At 62.6% G+C, this 20,059-nt stretch carries 18 protein-coding genes; 14 read left to right on the top strand and 4 right to left on the bottom strand.

Features of this window, described 5'->3' with window-relative positions; translation table 11 throughout:
- Window positions 1–116: 116 nt before the first annotated feature.
- Entirely contained in the window at window positions 117–1,196 is a 1,080-nt protein-coding gene (locus NKJ08_RS20335; RefSeq protein WP_352527265.1) for a sugar ABC transporter substrate-binding protein, read from the bottom strand.
- Between the two features lie 184 nt (window positions 1,197–1,380).
- Between NKJ08_RS20335 and NKJ08_RS20330 the strand changes: the two genes are divergently transcribed.
- Complete coding sequence (locus tag NKJ08_RS20330; protein ID WP_352527266.1) at window positions 1,381–2,418, top strand: aldo/keto reductase; 1,038 nt, start codon at window positions 1,381–1,383, stop codon at window positions 2,416–2,418.
- A 42-nt stretch (window positions 2,419–2,460) separates the two neighbouring features.
- Here NKJ08_RS20330 and NKJ08_RS20325 read toward each other — a convergent pair whose 3' ends face one another.
- Window positions 2,461–3,243: a helix-turn-helix transcriptional regulator gene (locus tag NKJ08_RS20325; protein WP_352527267.1), complete on the bottom strand. Its 783-nt coding sequence runs from the start codon at window positions 3,241–3,243 to the stop codon at window positions 2,461–2,463.
- Window positions 3,244–3,403: 160 nt separating this feature from the next.
- Here NKJ08_RS20325 and NKJ08_RS20320 point away from each other — a divergent pair, with 160 nt between their 5' ends.
- The 8 genes from NKJ08_RS20320 to NKJ08_RS20285 all read left to right on the top strand — a co-directional run bounded on the left by NKJ08_RS20320 (window position 3,404) and on the right by NKJ08_RS20285 (window position 14,170).
- A complete protein-coding gene (locus NKJ08_RS20320; protein ID WP_352527307.1) occupies window positions 3,404–5,533 on the top strand; it encodes a hydantoinase/oxoprolinase family protein in 2,130 nt (709 codons plus the stop codon).
- A gap of 13 nt (window positions 5,534–5,546) precedes the next feature.
- Window positions 5,547–7,751, top strand: coding sequence for a hydantoinase B/oxoprolinase family protein (locus NKJ08_RS20315; RefSeq protein WP_352527268.1), 2,205 nt, complete (start codon window positions 5,547–5,549; stop codon window positions 7,749–7,751).
- Window positions 7,748–8,242 carry an acetone carboxylase subunit gamma gene (locus tag NKJ08_RS20310; protein ID WP_352527269.1) on the top strand — a complete coding sequence of 165 codons (495 nt, stop codon included), beginning with the start codon at window positions 7,748–7,750 and terminating at the stop codon, window positions 8,240–8,242. Before NKJ08_RS20315 ends, NKJ08_RS20310 begins: the two co-directional genes overlap by 4 nt.
- 4 nt (window positions 8,243–8,246) lie before the next feature.
- The gene (locus NKJ08_RS20305; protein ID WP_352527270.1) at window positions 8,247–9,017 is read left to right on the top strand and encodes a glucose 1-dehydrogenase; all 771 of its coding nucleotides are present in this window, start codon (window positions 8,247–8,249) and stop codon (window positions 9,015–9,017) included.
- 57 nt (window positions 9,018–9,074) lie between these two features.
- The gene (locus tag NKJ08_RS20300) at window positions 9,075–9,902 is read left to right on the top strand and encodes an SDR family NAD(P)-dependent oxidoreductase (RefSeq protein ID WP_352527271.1); all 828 of its coding nucleotides are present in this window, start codon (window positions 9,075–9,077) and stop codon (window positions 9,900–9,902) included.
- An 80-nt stretch (window positions 9,903–9,982) separates the two neighbouring features.
- Window positions 9,983–10,921: an ABC transporter substrate-binding protein gene (locus NKJ08_RS20295; RefSeq protein ID WP_352527272.1), complete on the top strand. Its 939-nt coding sequence runs from the start codon at window positions 9,983–9,985 to the stop codon at window positions 10,919–10,921.
- Window positions 10,922–11,018: 97 nt separating this feature from the next.
- Window positions 11,019–12,080, top strand: coding sequence for a quaternary amine ABC transporter ATP-binding protein (locus tag NKJ08_RS20290; RefSeq protein ID WP_352527273.1), 1,062 nt, complete (start codon window positions 11,019–11,021; stop codon window positions 12,078–12,080).
- Window positions 12,077–14,170, top strand: coding sequence for an ABC transporter permease (locus NKJ08_RS20285; RefSeq protein ID WP_352527274.1), 2,094 nt, complete (start codon window positions 12,077–12,079; stop codon window positions 14,168–14,170). Before NKJ08_RS20290 ends, NKJ08_RS20285 begins: the two co-directional genes overlap by 4 nt.
- 765 nt (window positions 14,171–14,935) lie before the next feature.
- Here NKJ08_RS20285 and NKJ08_RS20280 read toward each other — a convergent pair.
- Window positions 14,936–15,409, bottom strand: coding sequence for a TOBE domain-containing protein (locus NKJ08_RS20280; protein ID WP_352527275.1), 474 nt, complete (start codon window positions 15,407–15,409; stop codon window positions 14,936–14,938).
- 248 nt (window positions 15,410–15,657) lie between these two features.
- On the opposite strand from NKJ08_RS20280, the gene NKJ08_RS20275 reads away from it, so the two are divergent.
- Both NKJ08_RS20275 and NKJ08_RS20270 read left to right on the top strand, forming a co-directional pair.
- The gene (locus NKJ08_RS20275; protein WP_352782967.1) at window positions 15,658–16,248 is read left to right on the top strand and encodes a TetR/AcrR family transcriptional regulator; all 591 of its coding nucleotides are present in this window, start codon (window positions 15,658–15,660) and stop codon (window positions 16,246–16,248) included.
- A 105-nt stretch (window positions 16,249–16,353) separates the two neighbouring features.
- The gene (locus NKJ08_RS20270) at window positions 16,354–16,905 is read left to right on the top strand and encodes a flavin reductase family protein (RefSeq protein ID WP_352780482.1); all 552 of its coding nucleotides are present in this window, start codon (window positions 16,354–16,356) and stop codon (window positions 16,903–16,905) included.
- Between the two features lie 72 nt (window positions 16,906–16,977).
- Here the strand turns inward: NKJ08_RS20270 and NKJ08_RS20265 are convergent, their stop codons facing one another.
- Window positions 16,978–17,907: a LysR family transcriptional regulator gene (locus NKJ08_RS20265; protein WP_352782953.1), complete on the bottom strand. Its 930-nt coding sequence runs from the start codon at window positions 17,905–17,907 to the stop codon at window positions 16,978–16,980.
- A gap of 116 nt (window positions 17,908–18,023) precedes the next feature.
- On the opposite strand from NKJ08_RS20265, the gene NKJ08_RS20260 reads away from it, so the two are divergent.
- The 3 genes from NKJ08_RS20260 (at window position 18,024) to NKJ08_RS20250 (ending at window position 19,840) form a co-directional block, all read left to right on the top strand.
- Entirely contained in the window at window positions 18,024–18,689 is a 666-nt protein-coding gene (locus tag NKJ08_RS20260) for a hydrolase (RefSeq protein WP_352782950.1), read from the top strand.
- A gap of 51 nt (window positions 18,690–18,740) precedes the next feature.
- On the top strand, window positions 18,741–19,172 hold the full coding sequence (locus NKJ08_RS20255) for an ester cyclase (protein WP_352527280.1): 432 nt from the start codon (window positions 18,741–18,743) through the stop codon (window positions 19,170–19,172).
- A 68-nt stretch (window positions 19,173–19,240) separates the two neighbouring features.
- Window positions 19,241–19,840, top strand: coding sequence for an NADPH-dependent F420 reductase (locus tag NKJ08_RS20250; protein ID WP_352527281.1), 600 nt, complete (start codon window positions 19,241–19,243; stop codon window positions 19,838–19,840).
- Window positions 19,841–20,059 lie beyond the last annotated feature (219 nt).

Raw genomic sequence — 20,059 nt, 5'->3', positions numbered from 1 at the left:
GGGCCATTGGGGTGCCCAACCGGGCGGCCCTACTGCGGGGCCCGGCGGAGGCCGGACCCCTGCTGCGTGATCGCCAGGACGACGCAGCAAGGGCAGGGGATCGTCTGTTGGAGGCGTCAGGTCGGCTCGACGTCGCTACGACCCTCGAAGCGGGACTTGCCGACATAGGCGTCGACATTGTCCTTGGTCACATAGGCCTGGCTGGTATCGCTGTTGGCCGGGCCGACGAGACCGCCGGAGAGCTTGTAGAGATACATCTGCTGGACCGGCAGGAAGCCCTGCAGATAGGCCTGCTGGTCGGTGGTAAAGTTGACGTCGCCGGCCTTGATGAAGTCCAGCGTCTGCGGGAACAGGTCGAAGCCGGCCACGGCGCCACCGGCTTTCACCAGGCCGTATTTGTTGGACACAAAACCACAGGCATAGGTGTCGGAACCGCCGGTGCCGAACAGGCCATTGACGGTCTTGTGGCTGAGATAATAGCTCTCGACGCGCGAGATTTCCGTTGCCGGATCCGGCCCGGTGTTGACGACATCGTAGGTGACGCCGCTGCCGCTGTCCTTGATCGCCTGGATGTAACCGTCGAGGCGCGGCTGGGTGTTGAGCGAGCCGGGCACGCCGATTGACAGCATGACGTGGCCGCCCTTGGGGATGAGCTTCAGCCACTTCAGCGCCGAGTTATAGCCGGACTGGTAGAGCGGCTGGCCGACATAGGACAGCCGCTTGTTGGGGCTGCCGACGGGAACGTCGGCGTTGAAGGCGACGACCGGAATGCCGGCCTGGGCAGCCATGTCGGTAGCGGCATCGAAAGCCGTCGGATCGACCAGGCAGACGGCGATGCCGTCGGATTTCTGCGCGATCGCGGTCTGCATGGCGCTGACCATTTCAGAGACGACGTTCTTCTGCGAACCCGTCCACTGATAGCTGCAGCCGAAGGCGGCGCAGGCGTCCTGGATGCCGTAGACCGTCGGCGTGAAGAACTGGTCCAGCGTCACATGGCAGACGAAGTGGAACTTGTAGGGCTTCTTCGGCAGGCCGGCCGATGAATCCGCCGCCCTGGCGGCACTGATGCCGCCCCCAAGGCCACCCAGTCCGCTGGCAAGGCCGGCGGCACCGAGACCGAGTTTCCCGGCCAGTGCGAAAGCGCTGCGCCGGCTGATGGCGGCGTTCACCATCTGATTTTTCGTTTCGTCGTCCACTTGGTTCCTCCCTCTTCGTTTTGCGGGTTGCCGCTTTTGTCGTCTGGTTACATTGTTATATGACAACTTTTGTGTCAATGCTTTTTCGACGCCGATTTGCGACGGGCCTTTTTGGGTTCGAACACGGTGCGGAAAGGTTGCCGCTTGACCGGCAGGTGGACGATACGGATCACAGGAAGCGAAAATGGCAGAAATCGAATTCAGGGCTGTCGCGAAAAACGGCCTGAAAGTGAGCACGATCGGGCTCGGCGGCACCGGGCTGGGCAATATGTACCGCGCCGTCGACACGGAAGCGGCGGTCAAGACGGTTCATGCCGCCTTTGAAAACGGCATCCGCTATTTCGACACCGCGCCGGTCTACGGCTTCGGTGTCAGCGAGACCAGGCTCGGGCTGGCAATCAGATCCTTGCCCCGCGCGGACATCGTCATCTCGTCGAAGATCGGCTACGACCTCGTGCCGATCCCGCCTGAGGACCTTCAACCGGCGCTGTGGGATCAGCCCGGTTCGTTCCGCGCCGAGTTCGACTATTCGCGCGATGCGGTGATGCGTTCGCTCGAAGGCACGCTCAAGCGCCTCGACACCGACTATGTCGACATGGTTTCGATCCACGACCCGGACGAGGCCATTCATTTCGGCCCCGGCGAAGACCCCTACGCCAGAAGCCGCTTCCGGGAAGCCATGGACGGCGCCTATCCGGCGCTCGACGAACTGCGTTCGCAAGGCGTCATCAAGGCGGTCGGTGTCGGCATCAACCAGTGGCAGATGCTATCTGATTTCGTCGTAGCCGGTGCGTTCGATTATTTCCTGCTAGCCGGCCGCTACACGCTGCTCGAGCAGGAACCGCTGGCGAGTTTGCTGCCGCTGTGCGAGCAGCGCGGCACCAAGATCATCATCGGCGGTCCCTACAATTCAGGCATCCTGGCAACGGGAGCGGTCAAGGGCGCGACCTTCAACACCAGGCTGGCGCCGGAACCCGTGCTCGAGCGTGTTCGCAGCATCGAGGCGCTGTGCGCCCGCCATCATGTGTCGTTGCCGGCGGCCGCCCTGCAGTTCCCGCTCGGCCATCCCATGGTGTCGAGCGTCATCCCCGGCGCTCGGTCCGCCGAGGAGCTGAAGCAGAACCTGGGCTATCTGCGCGAGACTATTCCCCCGGCTCTCTGGACCGATCTCAGGAGAGAGGGGCTCATCGAGCTCGGCGCACCCGTTCCTAGAGCGAGATAAGCGAGCTAAAAGACGTCGCCTTCCAACCTCCGAGGCAGCATGTCAGTTCGCAGATTCCCGATACTGGAAGAACTGCAAAAACAGTTCCCGCTCGGTGGTGATGTCGAGCTTTTCGTAGATGCGCCGGCGATGGTTCTTGACGGTGCCGACGGTGATGCCGAGACGCTCGGCGATGTTCGCCGTCGGGTGACCCGCCAGGATCAGCTGGACAAGTTCCCGCTCGCGCAGCGACAGCTCTGGCCACAGGCTCGCCGGGATGGTTGGCTCCTGCTGCGGCGAGGCGCCGGGGCCTGTCGGCGCCGACGTGCGCGAGAACTCGGCCCCGCGCGCCTTGATGTCGAGTGCGTGCAACGCCTCGAACACCGGCAGCCGCTCATCCAGCAAGGCGATCTCGCTGTCCTTGAACGACATCGTCGAGCGGTCGAGGAAGATACCGAGGCACCAGTCGCCGCCATCCGCCAGCATGATGCCGACCTCGTCGCAGATTTCCGACTGTGCCAGGAAGCCGGCTATGTATTGGCCGCGCTTTGCCTCGTCGTCGGCAAGCCGCTTCAGCGGCATGATGCCCAGCCTTCGCTCGCGCCGCCACGAGGCATAGAACGGATCGAAGACATAATAGCTGGCGAGGTAGCGCTGGACCATCTCGTCCGAGAAGCGCCGGTGCTTGACGAATTCCGGCGTCTGCGTCGCCGAATAGCGCGTCACGGTGACGAGGTCGTGCTCGATGTCCGCGCCGATCAGGTCGATCAGGCAGTCGACATGCCTGTCCGTGCCGGTGGCGGCGATCGCTTTGGCGAGCGGCGCCCAGATAGTGCCCATGCGCATGCCCTTTTCTCAGCGATATCAGCCCAGCCGTCATTGTGTCTTTAGGCATATGGCGCGATGCCGCCCGTCGAATCTAGCCTAGCGTCAACTTAGACCAGATCCCGAGGCGACCGTGACCCAACCCAACCTCACCGGCCCCATTGTTGGCAACCCGCCAATCATTGGCAATCCGATCGTCATCGGTATCGACGCCGGCGGCACCATGACCGATACGATCCTTGTCGATCAGGAGGGCCACTTCAAGATCGGCAAGTCGGCAACCACTCCGAAGAACGAAGCCGAGGGTTTTCTGGCCTCGGCCGAGGACGCGGCAGACGCCTGGGGCATATCGCTGGAATCGCTGTTTTCCGGCGTCAATGTCGTGCTCTATTCCGGCACCGGCATGCTCAACACGCTGTTGTCGCGCACTGGCCGCCGGCTCGGGCTAATCACCACCAAGGGCCTGGAAGACATGATCCTGATGGGCCGCGGCCTGCAGGCCTGGGCCGACTATTCCTACGCTGACCGGCTGCATGCGGTCACCCACCACCATCCCGATCCGCTGGTGCCGCGGCGTCGCACCCATGGCGTCACCGAGCGCATCGACCAGTTCGGCGACATCGTGCTGCCGCTCTACGAACATGAGGTCTCAGCCGCCGCGAAGAAACTGATCGCCGACAAGGTCGAGGCGATCTGCATCATGACCATCTTCTCGCACGTCAATCCTGTGCACGAGAAACGCATCGCCGAGATCTGCCGCGATGAGATCGAAAAGGCGGGTGCCGAGATCACCGTCTACACAAGCCACGAGATCCGCCCGGTCATCCGCGAGCAGTCGCGGCTGAACTCGGTGCTGATCGAAGCCTACGCCACCTCGCGCGGCCGCAAGCAGCTTAGGGGTATCGAGGACGTCTCGAAGAAATACGGCTTCAAATATGGCGTCCAGACCTTGCTCTCATTCGGCGGCCTGACCTCGATCAACCACCCGCGCCTGCATGAAACCATGATCTCCGGCCCGATCGGCGGCATCCTCGGTGCTGCCTATGTCGGCAAGCTGATCGGCAATGATTCGCTGATCTGCTCGGACATGGGCGGCACGTCCTTCGATATGGGCGTCATCACGCGCGGCCAGACGCGGATCGAGAACGAGCCGCTGATGGACCGTTTCAAGCTCAACGTGCCGACGCTGCATCTCGACACGATTGGCGCCGGCGCCGGCATGATCCTCAAGGTCGACCCGCTGACCAAGAAGGTCAGTCTCGGGCCGGAAAGCGCTGGCTCCGACCCCGGCCCGATCTGTTTCGATCGCGGCGGCACCGAGCCGACCATCGCCGATTGCGACGCCATCCTCGGCCGTCTCAACCCGCACTACTTCCTCGGCGGCAAGGTCGTGCTGCAGGTCGAGAAGGCCCGCCGCGCCTTCCAGGAGAAATGCTCCGACATATTGGGCGTCGGGCTGGAGGAAGCCGCCGAAGGCATGATCGACATGCTGGAGTCCGATGCCAACAACGCGCTGCGCCGCGTCATCTCGGGCCAAGGCATTCACCCCTCGGAGTTCACGCTGCTGTCCTACGGCGGCTCGGGTCCGTTGCATCTGGCCGGCTGCTCCAGGGGCATCGGCTTCAAGGATATCATCACCTTCCAGTTTGCCGCTGCCTTCTCCGCCTTTGGCTGCACCACCGCCGATTTCATGCGCCGGCATTCGGTGTCGACGCAGCACGACATCCCGTCTCGTGCCGACGAGGCGACGCTTGCCGGCTTCGGCGCCAAGGTCACCACGGTCTGGAACGATCTGACCAAGGCAGCGGTCGACGAAATGATCGCCGACGGCCACGCTCGCGAAAAGATCAGGACCGTGCCGTTCCTGATGATGCGCTACACCGGCCAGCTTGAGGATGTCGAGGTCATGGCGCCGCTCGCAGAGGTCAACTCAGCCGACGACATGCGCAAGGTCCTCGATGAGTTCGAGGCGGTCTACGCCAAGGTCAATCACCGCGTTTCGCGCTATGGCGAAGCAGGCTTCACCATCACCGAACTCGGGCTGATCGCCACCGCCGACAAGGTCAAGCCGGTGTTGCTCAAGCGGTCGCTCGGTGCCTCCAATCCGGCATCCGCTCACAAGGGCGTGCGCGAGGCCTATATTGGCGGGCGCTGGCACAAGGCCAATCTCTACGAGATGGATCTCTTGCAGCCCGGCCATGAAGTGATCGGCCCGGCCATCATCGAACATCCCGCCACCACGCTTGTCGTTCATCCGCAGGACCGCGTCCATGTCGATGAATGGACGCTGCTGCACTACACCCACGCTTGAGAGGGCGACCGCCATGTTGGACAAACCTGCCTCGGCCCTGCGCCTTCGCGAAAGACTGCTCGATTCAGAGCGGTTGATGGAAGAGACCGGCTGCTATGACGGCATCACGGAACTCATGCTGCGCAACCAGGATCCGCTGAAATTCGAGACGCTGCACACCAAGCTGCGTGCCTATTGCGTCTCGGCCCGTGAAATGGCGCGCCGCATCTCGGCCTCGCCCGGCGTGCGCGAGGTCGGCGAAATGGTGGTCGCCATCTATACGCCCGAGGGCGATGCCATCGCGCTCTCCAACGGCATCATGGTGCACGTCCATACGATGAGCCGCTTCATCAAATGGATGATCAAGAACAATTACGAGGAAAACCCGCGTATCCGCGAAGGCGATATCTTCGCCAACAATGATGCCTTCATCGGCACCGTGCAGGTGCCCGACGTTATGGACGTGGTGCCGATCTTCTATGACGGCACGCTGGTCGGCTGGGCGGGTGCTGTCTGCCACGAGCTGGAAGCGGGTGGCATCACCCCTGGCGGTGACGTCTGCCTGGCGCAGGAGCGCTTCACCGAAGGCCTGTTCGTCTGCGCCGAAAAGATCGGCGAGAATGACGAGATCCGCCGCGACTATGTGATCCGCTGCGAACGCAATCTGCGCATGCCAATCTACTGGGTGCTGGACGAGAAGGCCAAGGTCGCTTCCTGCATCGACATGCGTGAAAGCGTCAAGCAGCTGATCTCCGAGATCGGCCTCGACTACTGGATGAAGGTGTCGAAAGAGTTCATCGAGGAAGGGCGTCGCGCCCAGCTCGCCCGCACCCGCCAGCTCACAGTCCCGGGCATCTATCGCGGCCACACCTTTTACGGCCACGTCACCGCCGGCAAGCCCGGCTTCCAGCTGCTCGGCGATCCGGACTGGCTCTACAACATCCCGATCGAGATGGAGATCTCCACCGACGGCAAGATCACCATGGACTTCGAGGGCACCCAGCCCTGGGGCTACCATTCGATGAACTGCACGCCGGCCGGCATGGATGGCGGCATGTTCGTCACCTTGACCCAGCACATGAATTTCGAAGGGCTGGTCAATGACGGCGCCTGGATGGCGACCGAATTGAAACTGCCGCACGGCACCTGGACCAACCCCGACAACGAGATGGTGGCGACCGCCACCTCATGGGCGCTGCTGCTGCCGGCCTATGGCGTCTTCCAGCGGCTTTTGTCACGCGGCTTCGTAGCGCGCGGTTACGTGGAGGAAGCTTTCGTCGGCCAGGTCAACAGCCCGATGATCGAGATGGGCGGCGAGAGCCAGTACGGCACGCCGTTCGGCATGGCGCATTTCGAATGCGCTGCCGCCGGCTCCGGCGCGCTCGCCATCAAGGACGGTCTCGACACCGCCTATGTCGGCTGGAACCCGGAATCCGACATGGGCAACATCGAGGTCTGGGAACAGTCGATGCCGATGGTCTATATCGGCCGTTCGATCGCGCCCAACTCAGGCGGCGCCGGCAAATATCGCGGCGGCTGCTCCTTCGTCTCGACCTGGCTGATCAACAAGACCTCACATCTGCGGCTGCACACCTCGGAGCATTCCTCCAGGGTGTTCGACAATGGCGGCATGTGCGGTGGCTATCCGGCGCCGACCTGCCAGAAGCACCGCGCTGTGCGCAATTCCAACATCCACGAACTGGCCGCCAAGGGCGAACCGCTGGCGCATGCGCCTGGTATCGATCCGCATGTCTCCGACTACGAGAAGAACATCGGCGGCGACCATGCTGTGGTCGAGGGCCCTTACATCACCTCGCCGCACAAATCCGGCGATATCTTCAGCCATTGCTACAATGGCGGCGGCGGCTATGGCGACGTGCTGGAGCGCGATCCGATCAAGACGGCCTGGGATGTCGAGAACGGTTTTCTCACCCGGCAAGCGGCGGACCAGGTGTTCGGCATCGTGCTGAAGGACGATGAAGACGGCTATCCCATTGCCGATATCGACGCGACGGTCGAGCGTCGCGCCGCCATGCGCAAGCAGCGTCTGGCCAAGGCGATCCCGGTGGTGGATTGGATCGCCAAGGAGCGCGGCCGTGTCGAGAAGGCCGACTTCGCCCCTGAGGTGAAGAAAATGTACGCCAGCGCGATCAAGCTGTCGTCGCGCTTCACTAGGGATTTCAGTGAGTTCTGGAACGTCGACGCCAGATCGATCTTCATGCCGGGAGCAAAGCCATGACCTCGTACAGCAAGGAAGTCATCCGCGATCTGGCTGCTGGCCAGCTGCCCTGGCCGCAGACAAGGCGCATCATGAGCGCCTACAAGGACGATGACCGCTTCTTCAAGATGGTCGCCGTCTATCAGGATCGTGTCGTCTGGAAGGACCCGATCCTGCTGCCGGTCTCGGATCACCTGTTCATCTGCCAGAGCGGTGACGAGCGGATAACCCGGTGCGAATGCGGCCACTCCTTCGGCGACTATCGCAAGAACTGGAAGCTCAACGCCGCTATTCATGTCCGCAACACCGAGCAATCGCTGCGCGAGATCTATCCGAACAGCGACCTTCCGGATCCCGAATGGATGGAAATCCGCGAATTCATCTGCCCTGAGTGCGGCACGCTGCACGAGGTGGAAGCGGCGGCACCTGGTTATCCCATAGTGCACGATTTCGAACCCGACCTCGAAGGCTTCTATCGCGAATGGCTCGGCAAACCACTCCAGGGGACATGATGTCGTGAGCCGCGTCGCAGGCAAGGTTGCACTCATCACCGGAGCCGGCTTGGGCCTCGGTCGGGCGGCCGCGTTGCTGCTCGCGGCTCAGGGCGCCAGGGTGGTCGTTACCGATATTGATGATGCCTTGGCCCGGCAGACCGCCGAACTGATCGTTCAAAATGGTGGTGAAAGCCTCCATCTCCGTCACGACGTTTCAAATCCTGACGACTGGCCGCCGGTGATGGAAGCGGTCAAGCAAAGGTTCGGTCGGCTAGACGTGCTGGTCAACAATGCCGGCATCGCCATCGCCAGGAACATCGAGGATACCTCGTTGCAGGAATGGCGGCGCACCATGGCCGTCAATCTCGACGGCGTCTTCTTTGGCTGCCAGCAAGGCATCGCCCTGATGAAGAAAACGGGTGGCGGCTCAATCATCAACCTGTCGTCCATCGACGGCATCATCGGCGAGGCCGAACTTGCCGCCTATTGTGCTTCCAAGGGCGGCGTGCGCACGCTGACCAAGGCGGTCGCCGTGCACTGCGCCGAAAGGCGCTACGGTATCCGCTGCAACTCCATCCACCCGGGCTACATCTGGACGCCGCAGACCGAAAACTATCTGCGCGACCTCGGCACGCTGGAACAGGAGAAAGCCAGCGCGCTCGCCCGTCATCCCTTGGGCTTCCTCGGCGAGCCCAACGACATCGCCTACATGGTCCTCTACCTCGCCTCGGATGAATCGAAATTCGTCACCGGCTCCGAAATGGTCGTCGATGGAGGCTACCTTGCGGTGTGATCGACAAATCCTGCCGGCCTATGTTGCCTTTGCCAAACTGAATGGAGAATGCACGCGATGAAGACCCTTTCCGGCCGCAGCGCGATCGTTACAGGCGGGTTCTCCGGGATGGGTTTTGCCATTGCCACTGCGTTGGCCGAGGCCGGAGCGAATGTCGCCGTCGGCTCCTACATCGCGCCGGCCGGCACGGAGAAAGCCGATGCCGCCTACTATCCCGGCGCCGACGAGATCGCGCGTGTGCGTTCAGCCCTTGCCGCCCACGGCACCAGGGTCCACGCCGCCCATCTCGACGTGCGCGACAGCGACGTCACCAATCGGTTCGCGGCTGACGCCGAAGCCGCCATCGGCCCCGCCGACATTCTGGTCAACGCCGCCGGCACCACCGCCGAGCAGCCGGTCTGCGGCCATTCCGACGCGCTGTGGGACAAGATCGTCGACACCAACCTCACCGGCGCCTTCCGCGCCACCCGTGCCGTGCTGCCCGGCATGATCGGGCGCGGCTGGGGCCGCATCGTCAACATCGGCTCGACGGCGGCTTCCGTCGGCTGGAAGGACAATCCGGCCTATTGCGCTTCCAAGGCCGGACTTCTCGGCCTGACCCGCTGCGTGGCGCTGGAAGGGGCCGCACGCGGGGTCACCTGCGTGATGATCAGTCCGACCTGGGTCGAGACCGAACTGATGCGCCGCAATGTGGCGCAGGTCGTCGAGCGCGAGGGCAAGGGGCGCACAGCAGAGGAAGCGATGGCCGACATCGCCAGGGGCAATCCGCAGCAGCGCATGCTGCAGCCGCAGGAGATCGCGGCTCTGGCCGTCTTCCTATGCTCGGACCTGGCCAAGGGCATCACCATGGAAAACATACAAATCACCGGCGGAGCACTGTGGTAGCGTTCTTGCGGGATGGTTCCGGCCTTCATCGGAGGAGGCCGGCATGACACAAGGAAAGTCCAACCGACAGGGGAACTGATATGAAAAGGACCATTGTCTTGAAAGGCGCCGGCATCGGGCTGGCGCTTCTGCTTGCAGCCAACGCTCAAGGGGGAGCCGCCGAAATCGGCGCCAAGGATGAGCCGATCAAGCTCGCCATGCTCGAATGGACCGGCGCGCATGTCTCCACGCATATCGCCGGCCAGCTCCTGGAGAAGCTCGGCTACAAAGTGGAATACGTCACGGCCGGCAACTTCCCGCAATTCTCCGGCCTTGCCGACGGCACGCTGAGCGCCTCGGTCGAAATCTGGCTGAACAATGTCGGCGACATCTATCCGAAGGTGCTGGCCGAGAAGAAGATCGAGGACATCGGCAAGCTCGACCTCGAGACGCGCGAGGGCTGGATTTATCCGAAATTCATGGAGAGAATCTGCCCGGGCCTGCCCGACTGGTCGGCGTTGACCAAGCCCGAATGCGTGCAGGCGCTGTCGACGCCCGAGACGGCGCCCAACGGCCGCTTCCTCGACTATCCGGCCGACTGGGGGTCGCGTGCCGCGACCATCCTGGCCGACAACAACATGCCCTACACCGCCGTTCCGGCGGGGTCGGAAGGCGCGCTGGTCGCCGAGCTCCGATCCGCCGAGGCCGCGAAGTCGCCGCTGGTCATGATGTTCTGGGGGCCGCATTACGCGCTGGCGGAAAACGACGTCGGCTGGATCAAGATGCCGCCCTGCAAGGACCAGAGCAACGAACATTGCATCACGCCGCCCGATGTCGACAAGATCGTCTGGTCCGGCTTCGGCGCCAAATGGCCGGCTGCCCTTGCCTTTCTCAAGGCGTTCAAGATGGACGCCACCGAACAGCAGAAGATGATGCTAGCCGTCGACAAGGACGGCAAGGACCTCGACACCGTCGTCAAGGAATGGGTCGACAAGAACGAAACCGTCTGGAAGTCCTGGGTCGACGCGGCCAAGGGGTAAACGCCTCGATGTCGCGCCGCTCGAGCGGTGGTCGATTTGCCAACCCGGCTTCGCATCGATGCGTGGCCGGGTTCTGGCCGCACGAGGGCTTCACGCAATGAACGCCGCCGCCCCATCAATCAAGCTGGCCTGCCGCAATGTTTGGAAGGTCTATGGGCGGCGCCCCGCCTACTATTTCGACTCGCGCGGCTACATCATCGAGCCGGACGCGCTGGCCGAGCGGCTGCGCTCGGAAGCGCATCTGCCGGCCGTGGTCGACGCCACTTTCGAGGTCGCGGCCGGCGAGATCTTCGTCATCATGGGGCTCTCCGGCTCCGGCAAGTCGACGCTCGTGCGCTGCCTGTCGCGGCTGGTCGAGCCGAGCGCCGGCGAAATCCTGCTCGACGGCCAGGACCTGCTCAAGGCCACCGGCAAGGAGCTTATCGAACTGCGCCGCCACGCCATGGGCATGGTGTTCCAGAATTTCGGCCTGCTGCCGCATCTCAGCATTCTGGGCAATGTGGCGTTCCCGCTGAAGATCCAAGGCAAGCCGGTGAAGGAGCGCGAAGCCCGTGCTCGCGAGATGATTGCGCTGGTCGGTCTCGAAGGCCGCGAGGCCTCGTTTCCACATCAGCTTTCAGGCGGCCAGCAGCAGCGTGTCGGCATCGCCCGCTCGCTCGCCGTCGGCCCGGAACTGTGGTTCCTAGACGAGCCGTTCTCCGCACTCGATCCGCTCATCCGCCGGCAGATGCAGGACGAATTCCTGCGCCTGCAACGGATGCTGAAGAAGACGATCGTCTTCATTACCCACGACATGGCTGAAGCCTTCCGGCTGGCCGACCGGCTCGCCATCATGCGGGCCGGCAAGATCGTCCAGATCGGCCGCCCGGCCGATATCGTCCTCAACCCGGCCGACGACTATGTCGCGCAGTTCACCGAGGACATGCCACTGCTGCGCGTCATCAAAGCCGGCGATCTCGCGACGTCGCTGAACGGGGCAGCCGTGCCCGAGGAGAGCGTCGCTGCCGATGCCAGCTTGGAGGACCTCATTCCACGGCTGGCCTCAGGCGTTCGCGCGTTCAACGTGCCGGGTGAGGGCGCCGGCCCGCCGGCGCTGCTGACCGCAAGTGCTGTCCTTGCCGTGCTGGAGCGGGAACAGACAAGGCGGACCCGGTCATGACGGCGCCGGCCGCATCGTTTCGATCCTCGCCGAGGGTCACAATCGAGCCGGCCCTTCTGCCCTGGTGCGCCTTGATCGCGCTGACCGCGCTGTGCCTCGTCCTCAAGACCGATTTCCCCTGGCTGGTGACGTTTCCCAAGGAATGGACCTTGCCGCTGGCGGCAGGGGTGAACGCGGTCACCGACGCTGTTGTGACCGTCGTCCAGCCGGCGTTCCGGGCCCTTTCCGCCGCGCTCGAAGCGCCGATGCGTGGCGCGCGTCTCGTCCTGGTCTGGCTGCCATGGCCGGCGGTGATGCTGGCGGTGGCGGCGCTGGCGCTGAAATCAAGCGGCATCAGGCTGGCGGCCTTTGCCTTGCTGGCTTTGACCTACATACTCCTGGCCGGCTATTGGCCGCAAAGCATGAGCACGCTGTCATTGGTGCTGCTCGCCGTGCCGATCTCCACCGTGCTCGGCTTCGCGCTTGGCGTGCTCGGCCATGCTAAGCCCGGCCTGCGTCCGATGCTGCTCGGCGCGCTTGACCTGATGCAGACCGTGCCGGCCTTTGCCTATCTCATCCCGCTGCTGCTGCTGTTCGGCTTCGGCCCGGTGGTCGGGTTGATCGCCAGCGCCATCTATGCGACGCCACCGATGGTGCGCAACACCTTGCTCGGCCTCGATCGCGTGCCTTCCGATATCAGCGAGGCCGGGTTGATGAGCGGCTGCACGCGCCGCCAGCAATTCTGGCATGTCGAAGTGCCGACCGCGCTGCCGCAGATTCTGGTCGGCTTCAACCAGACGACGATGGCCGCATTGTCGATGGTCATCGTCGCCGCCATCATCGGCGGCTTCGAGGACATCGGCTGGGAGGTGCTGTCATCGATGCGCAAGGCCGAGTTTGGCCAGAGCATCCTGTCGGGCCTGGTGATCGCGCTGCTCGCCATCCTCATCGACCGGCTGACGATCGGCTTTGCCAAGGCGCGTCCGACCGGGCCGACGGCGGTCATGACATGGATGACCGATCGCCGGCTGGCAATTGTCCTGGTCCTCGCGGCGGTGCTGGCGATTGCCATACGCCTCTTGTGGCCGGACGAAACCTTGCTGCCCGCCACTGGGCTGCGCATGCAGGTCGGCGGCATCAATCAATGGCTGCTGGGCCTCGTGCGCGACTATGCCTGGTTCTTCGACGGCCTACGCAACGGCGTTCTCTATTGCTTGCTGCTGCCGCTCAGGATCGGCATATCGGGGGCTGCGGTTCCCGCCATCTGGGGGTTCACGCTCTCGCCGACCGCGAACGCGACCTATGCTGTCGCCGTCCTGCTCGCCTGCGCCTTGCTGCTGCATCGCTTCAACTGGCGGCCGGCACTGGCGCTGCTGGTCGCCGGCACGCTGCTCTACACCGGCTTTCTAGGCTTTCCCTGGCCGGTTTTCATCCTCGGCATTGCCCTGCTCGCCTTTCAGGTCGCGGGCCTTCGGCTGGCGCTTTTTGCCGCCGCCGGGTTCCTGCTGATCCTCGTCAACGGGCTGTGGGGAGCGCTCGTCCAGTCCCTCTATCTCTGCACGCTGGCGGTGCTGCTTTGCCTTGTCATTGGCGGCGCGCTCGGCGTCTGGGCCGCCTACAGCGAGCGGGTTTCGCGCGTGATGAAGCCGGTTTGCGACGCGCTGCAGACCATGCCGCAATTCGTCTTCCTGATCCCGGCGCTGATGTTCTTCAAGGTCGGTGAGTTCACAGCACTGATCGCCATCATGCTCTATGCTATCGTGCCGCCGATTCGCTATGTCGAGCACGGCTTGCGCCATGTCCGGGCCGATGTCGTCGAGGCGGTCGAACAGATGGGCGCGACCCCGGTGCAGACGCTGTTCCAGGCCAAGCTGCCGCTAGCGCTGCCTGTCGTCATGCTGGGGCTCAACCAGACCATCACGGCGGCACTGTCGATGCTCGCCATCGCCGCCCTGGTCGGCACGCGCGATCTCGGACAAGCGGTCTATGTAGCGCTGGGCAAGGCCGATGCCGGCATGGGGCTGATCGCCGGCCTGTCGATCGCCTTCCTGGCCATTCTCGCCGATCGCTTGGTGCAAGCAGCGGTAGCGGGGCGGATAATGGATTTGTGATGCTGATCACTTGCCTGCCATGATCGCTTTCCCCCACGATCTGCCGGCATCCTGGCGAGAGATATGTGGCCAGGACGTCTGCGGTTTGTCGCCTTCGTGCCGTTACAGAGAAGAGTCCCGCAACCACTTGCTACTATAGACAATTTGAATTCACGCTTGCCTGATCGGGAGCGGCAATGGCCGTGGGGTATCGAGCGGGATCATTATGCGTCAAGATACAATGAATAAAATCGTCATATCTACCAGATACGTGCACCAATATGGAGGGCTGGGCTTCGCTAAACCCATGGCACGCAGGTGGTAGTTTCCCGCAGGACCATCTAAAGACAGAAGGGAACGATCCTACGCCTGTTTTCCGAGTTCCAATTTCTACCGTTCGTCGATCAGACTGCGATCAGCCATGCATAACGCCACTACAGCAAGGCTGGAAGTCCTATGGTCAATGCATGCGGTAAAGGGCGGCAACGACGTGCAAACAGGATGATTTGGACACCGACCACGGCTTCGACATGCCGGTCGTACAAATAGCGCAGCGCTGAAAAATCGCCGAGGGCGAAGCCAACCGATCGACCGCGTAATCTGGAAGGCATTGCGGCGGCCTTCGGCGACGCCGTTGGTGATCCTGCCGTTGTTCGGTCGCTCGGTCGCCGGATGGTATCTCGCAGACCACCGACAAGAAAGCGCGTGGTGCCATCTGGTCTACGGCCGCTCGTCGTAACCGCGCGCATTTCTTCAAGGCGTTCGTTGTTGCTATTTTGACAGATTCTAAGTTAGCCGCCGTCCAGCGGTGTCGAACAGGCAGACGCGATCGGTCTGTAGCTGCAGCCAGATGATCTCGTCGGGCTGCACGCTGATCCGCTCGTGAAACATCGTCACCACGGTCTGTCCGCCGACGGTCGCGGTCACCTGCGTTTCGGGGCCGAGGGGCTCGACCACCACGATGCGGGCCGGGATGCCGGAGCCTGCCGTAGCGATGGTGAAATATTCCGGCCTGATGCCGTAGATCGCTTCCGTACCGGACGGCCTTGAAACGCTGCCGGGCAGCGGCAGCACGATGCCATCATTGGTCTTGAAGACAGGCCGTCCGACGGCGCTGTCGAAGCGGCCTTTCAGCAGGTTCATCGATGGCGAGCCGATGAATTCGGCAACGAACATGCTCTGCGGGTCATCATAGAGATCGAGCGGCCGGCCAACCTGTTCGACATGGCCGCCATTCATCACCACAATCCGGTCGGCCATGGTCATGGCCTCGACCTGGTCATGCGTGACATAGATCGCAGGATCCGCGGAGTACCGTGCTTTGCCCAGGTTGTTCACTTAAAAGCTACGATACGTAGCGTACACTTGTCAACTACGATACGTAGCGTACACTTGTCAAGCCGATTCGCGGATTTTACGCGGGATCAGCGACGCCAAGTCTGCCCGCTTGCATTGGCCAGATGGACTGCAGGAAGGGAACGATGGAAAGGAATGTTCGATTGCGAGCGGTGAAGGTCGCCCACCCGCGCCCACGCGGCGCCGATGCGACGGCAGCGATTCTCCGCGCTGCGCTGGAACTGGGCGAAGAGGTAGGATTCGACGCGCTGACGATTGAAGGCATCGGGGAACGGACTGGCGTGGCGAAGACGACCATCTACCGCCGGTGGCCGAATGTCTCGGCAGTCGTGATGGATGCGTTTCTCGCCGAAGTTACAAAGGCGGCGCCAATCCAGGAAAAGGCGACTGCCCGCGAGAGTTTTGCAGCGTCGATGAAACTGCTCGCACGGGCTTACCGCGGTCAACAGGGCAGGATCATGCGGCCGCTATTGGGGCGTGCCCAAACCGATGAGAGGCTGCTGGATGCCGTGAAGATGCGTTGGGTCGAGCCACGGCGACAGATTGCCCGTGAGATCGTTCGGCGTGGCATAGCCAATGGTGAACTGAGACCCGGATTGGATCCGGATGTCGTGCTCGACACTCTATATGGGCCGATCTATCACCGGCTCCTCGTTCCGTACGTTAACTCCGACATCCCCGACGCTTACATCGAGGCGGTCATTGAAACAGTGTTTGGCGGTCTGGAGTTGAAGTCGCGCTGACCCGGCGGTCGATGTCGAGCAGCATAGTGCCGCGCGTCAGCGGTTGTTGGCTCGTCGTCGCGGCTCAGGATCTTGTGGGGGCGTCCAATCGCAAGGAGAGCTCCAATGAAGGAAATGCCTGCATCCCATGCCTACCGACTGCTTGAGCCTGGCCCCATCGTCCTGGTCACGACTGCTCTAAACGGCAAACCGAACGTGATGACGATGGGCTTCCACATGATGGTCCAGCACGCGCCGCCGCTGATTGGATGCGTCATCGGACCCTGGGACCACAGCTACGGCGCATTGCGCGAAAGCCGCGAATGCGTGATCGCTATCCCAACGGTCGATCTTGCGCGCACAGTCATCGATATCGGCAACTGCTCGGGCGACGAGGTCGACAAATTTGGGAAATTCGGGCTGTCGCCCTTATCCGCCCGGGACGTAGGGCCGCCACTTATCGGGGAATGTCTCGCCAATATCGAATGCCGAATTGCTGATGACGGCATGGTCGAAACCTACAACCTTTTCCTTCTGGAGGCGCTCCGGATCTGGATCGATCTCGACCGGAAAGAGCGGCGGACATTGCACCACAGGGGAGACGGGTCCTTCACAGTAGACGGCGAAGTCGTCGATCTGCGCAAGCGGATGGTGAAATGGCGGCATCTTCCAGACTGAGTTTTGGGAGTCTGAAAGCCGAATTCGCATCACGCCACAAGATCAACCCGGTCCGAGCGAAGGTCGATGCAATTAGCCGAGGCTTCCGGCGAAGCGCTCCGCCAGGCGATCACGACGAAAGCCCTCGACGACAAAGTCGGCGAAGACGCGGGTCTTGGCGGGGAGCAATGTTCGGGTGGGATAGTAGATCGAGATCGGTCCGCCGTCGGCGTACCATTGTGGCAACAATCGCACGAGCGCGCGCCTTTCGAGATGCGGAAGAGCATGTGGCACGGCGATAAGCGTCACGCCGAGACCGAGCAGTGCCGCCCGGCACATCGCCTCGGGATCGTCGAGTACGATCGTCTCCTTCAGTGTCGCAATAGTTTCCGCGCCGGCGGCGTCGCGCATGGTGCGCTCGCGGATTCGTCCCGTCCGCGTGGAGCGCATGACAATACCGTCGAAGAGGGCCAGCCCCGAAGGATCGCCAGGCCGCTTCCTGCCTTTCAGATAGGCTGGCGAAGCAACAGCGATGATATGCAAGGGCGCAAGCGTGCGTGTCACCAAGCCCGGCGCCAAGTCGTTACCGCCACCGATGGCCGCGTCATATCCCTCTGCAATCAGATCGACTTGCCGGCTCTCAAACCTCCAGTCCGGGCGAATGTTGGGATAGCGCGCGAGGAAGCCTGGCAACAGGGGCAGGATGTAATCTGCGCCAAACGTCAACCCCATGCTGACCTTAAGCACACCAGCGGGCTCACCGCGATCGGTGGCAGCGTCCGCGATCGCCGCCTGCAGGCCTTGCATATGATCCTGCATTGCGAGCAGGAAGCGCTCACCGGCCTCGGTCAGAGTCAACTTCCGGGTCGTTCGCTGAAACAGCCGGACACCGAGATTGCGCTCCAATATCGCCACGTTACGGCTGACCGCGGCCGGGGTCAGGGAAAGCCTTCGCGCTGCAACCGAGAAGCTGCTGGCTTCCGCGCTGCGGGCGAAGGATTCGAGGTTGGCCAGTGTCTCCATGGGCTTTTTTCAAGTGATGCTTGTAAGAATTGCAAGTCATTGCGGACTAATTATAGGCCAATAAAAGGGCGATAGCTAGGTGACACACAACGCAGTGCCAACCGGAGACAACGCCCATGCCCACCCAGTCCAACGCTCCCAAGAACGGCCTCAACGCCCTGCTGACCCCGGAAGAGTCGGTGCTGGTGCTGATCGACCACCAGCCGTTCCAATTCGCCAATCTGCACAGCCACGAACCCACGATGATCGTGAACAACGTCATCGCGCTGGCCAAGACGGCCAAAATCTTCGGCGTGCCGACGATCCTGACTACCGTCCTTGAGGACCGCGGCGGCAAGCTCATCAAGGGCCTGCAGGATGTCTTCCCGGATCAGAAGCCGATCGACCGCACCTTCATCAACACCTGGGAAGATGCGCGCGTTGTCGATGCCGTGAAGAAGACGGGCCGCAAGAAGATCATTATGGCGGCGCTTTGGTCGGAGATCTGTCTCGCCATGCCGGCCATCCAGGCTGCGGGCGAAGGCTACGAGGTCTACGCGGTCACCGATGCGTCAGGCGGCGTGAGCGCGGAAGCGCACGACATGGCAGTGCGCCGCATGGTGATGGCAGGCGTCGTTCCAATCACGTGGATGGCGGTGGCCGGTGAATTGCAGCGCGACTGGGCCCGCGAAGAGACGGCGAGGATGGGGGCTGAGATGTTTCTTGAGCATGGCGGTGGCACCGGTATCGCGCTCGCCTGGGAGCTGCAGCTGCTCGGTCAGAAGGCGGGCGGCGGTGCCTGAGCGGCGTCGCACATGACAGAGCGCAGAACCCTCAACCGATCGGAGCATGTCATGACCAGCAGCAACGCAAGCGAAGCCGCAAAAGCGGTCGTTCGCCGCAACACCGAAGAAGTGCAGGGCGGCGGCAATTTCGCGGTGTTCGATGAATTGTTCGCCGAGGACTTCGTCGACCACACACCGCAACCGGGCCGCACGCCCGACAAGGCAGGCGCGAGAGAGCTGTACAAAGTCCTTCGCGCCGCGTTCCCCGACTTCCACGCCGAAATCCACTGGCAGCTTGCCGATGGCGACCGGGTGACGACCTACAAGACCTATCACGGAACGAATCTGGGAGCGTTTTTTGGGGTGACGCCGACGGGCCGAAAAATTCAATTCGAGACCGTCGACGTCATGAGCGTGCGCGATGGGCGGATCGCCGAACATTGGGGCGTCGCCAATCTCTTCTCGCTGATGCAGCAGCTCGGTACCGCACCAGTCAACTGAAATCGAGCGTGAAAGCACGTGCCGGTACGTTCAACCGCGTCCGTCTCCGACTCTGAAAGGAACATCAAATGACCATTGGTATCATTGGCTCGGGCGCGATTGGCACCGCCTTCGCAGGGACGCTGGGCCGGGCGGGTGTCGAGGCCACAATCTCCAACAGCCGCGGCCCGGATTCACTCAAGGATCTGGTCCGCGAGCTTGGGCCATCCATCAAGGCGGGCACCCGCGACGAAGCGGCACGCGCCGATATCGTCTTCGTGGCTGTTAACTGGACGAAGCTCCCGGCGGCGATGGCAGGCCTTCCAGACTGGACAGGGCGCATTGTAATCGATGCAAACAATCCGATCGAGGCACCGCTGTTCAAGCCCGCAGACCTCGGCGGCCGCGTGTCGAGCGAAGCGTTTGCAGATCTCGTGCCCGGAGCCCGCGTCGTGAAGGCCTTCAATCACCTCCGTGCAGAGCTACTGGCCACTGATCCACGTTCGGACGGCGGTCGGCGCGTGCTGTTCTATTCGGGCAACGACATCGCGGCCAAGGCAGAGGTCGCATCCCTGATCGAGCGGATCGGATTCGTGGGGATCGATCTTGGCTCGCTGGCGATCGGCGGCAAGCTCGCTCAGTTTCCTGGCGGCCCCCTTCCGAACCTGAATCTCGTCAAGGTCGGTTGATTGTTTGCCATTGGCACCAGAGCGGGATGCGATTTCTAGCGGGCCGACCGCCATACGGCTCGATTTTATACGTCCCGCTTAGGTCGGTTCCGGATGACAAACGAAGGTCCGCTCCTGAAAAGCGTCGGGATTGTCGGCCTCTGGAGTCTCTACGACTTTTGCACGGCATATAAACCGTCCGGCCGACCTCAGTCGTACTGGGCGACGCGTAACCCCTCG

The sequence above is a fragment of the Mesorhizobium sp. M0244 genome (assembly GCF_040321795.1).
Lineage (GTDB): Bacteria > Pseudomonadota > Alphaproteobacteria > Rhizobiales > Rhizobiaceae > Mesorhizobium.
The sequence above is the reverse complement of the archived record's forward strand: the minus strand, read 5'-3'. Positions and strand labels throughout refer to the sequence as shown.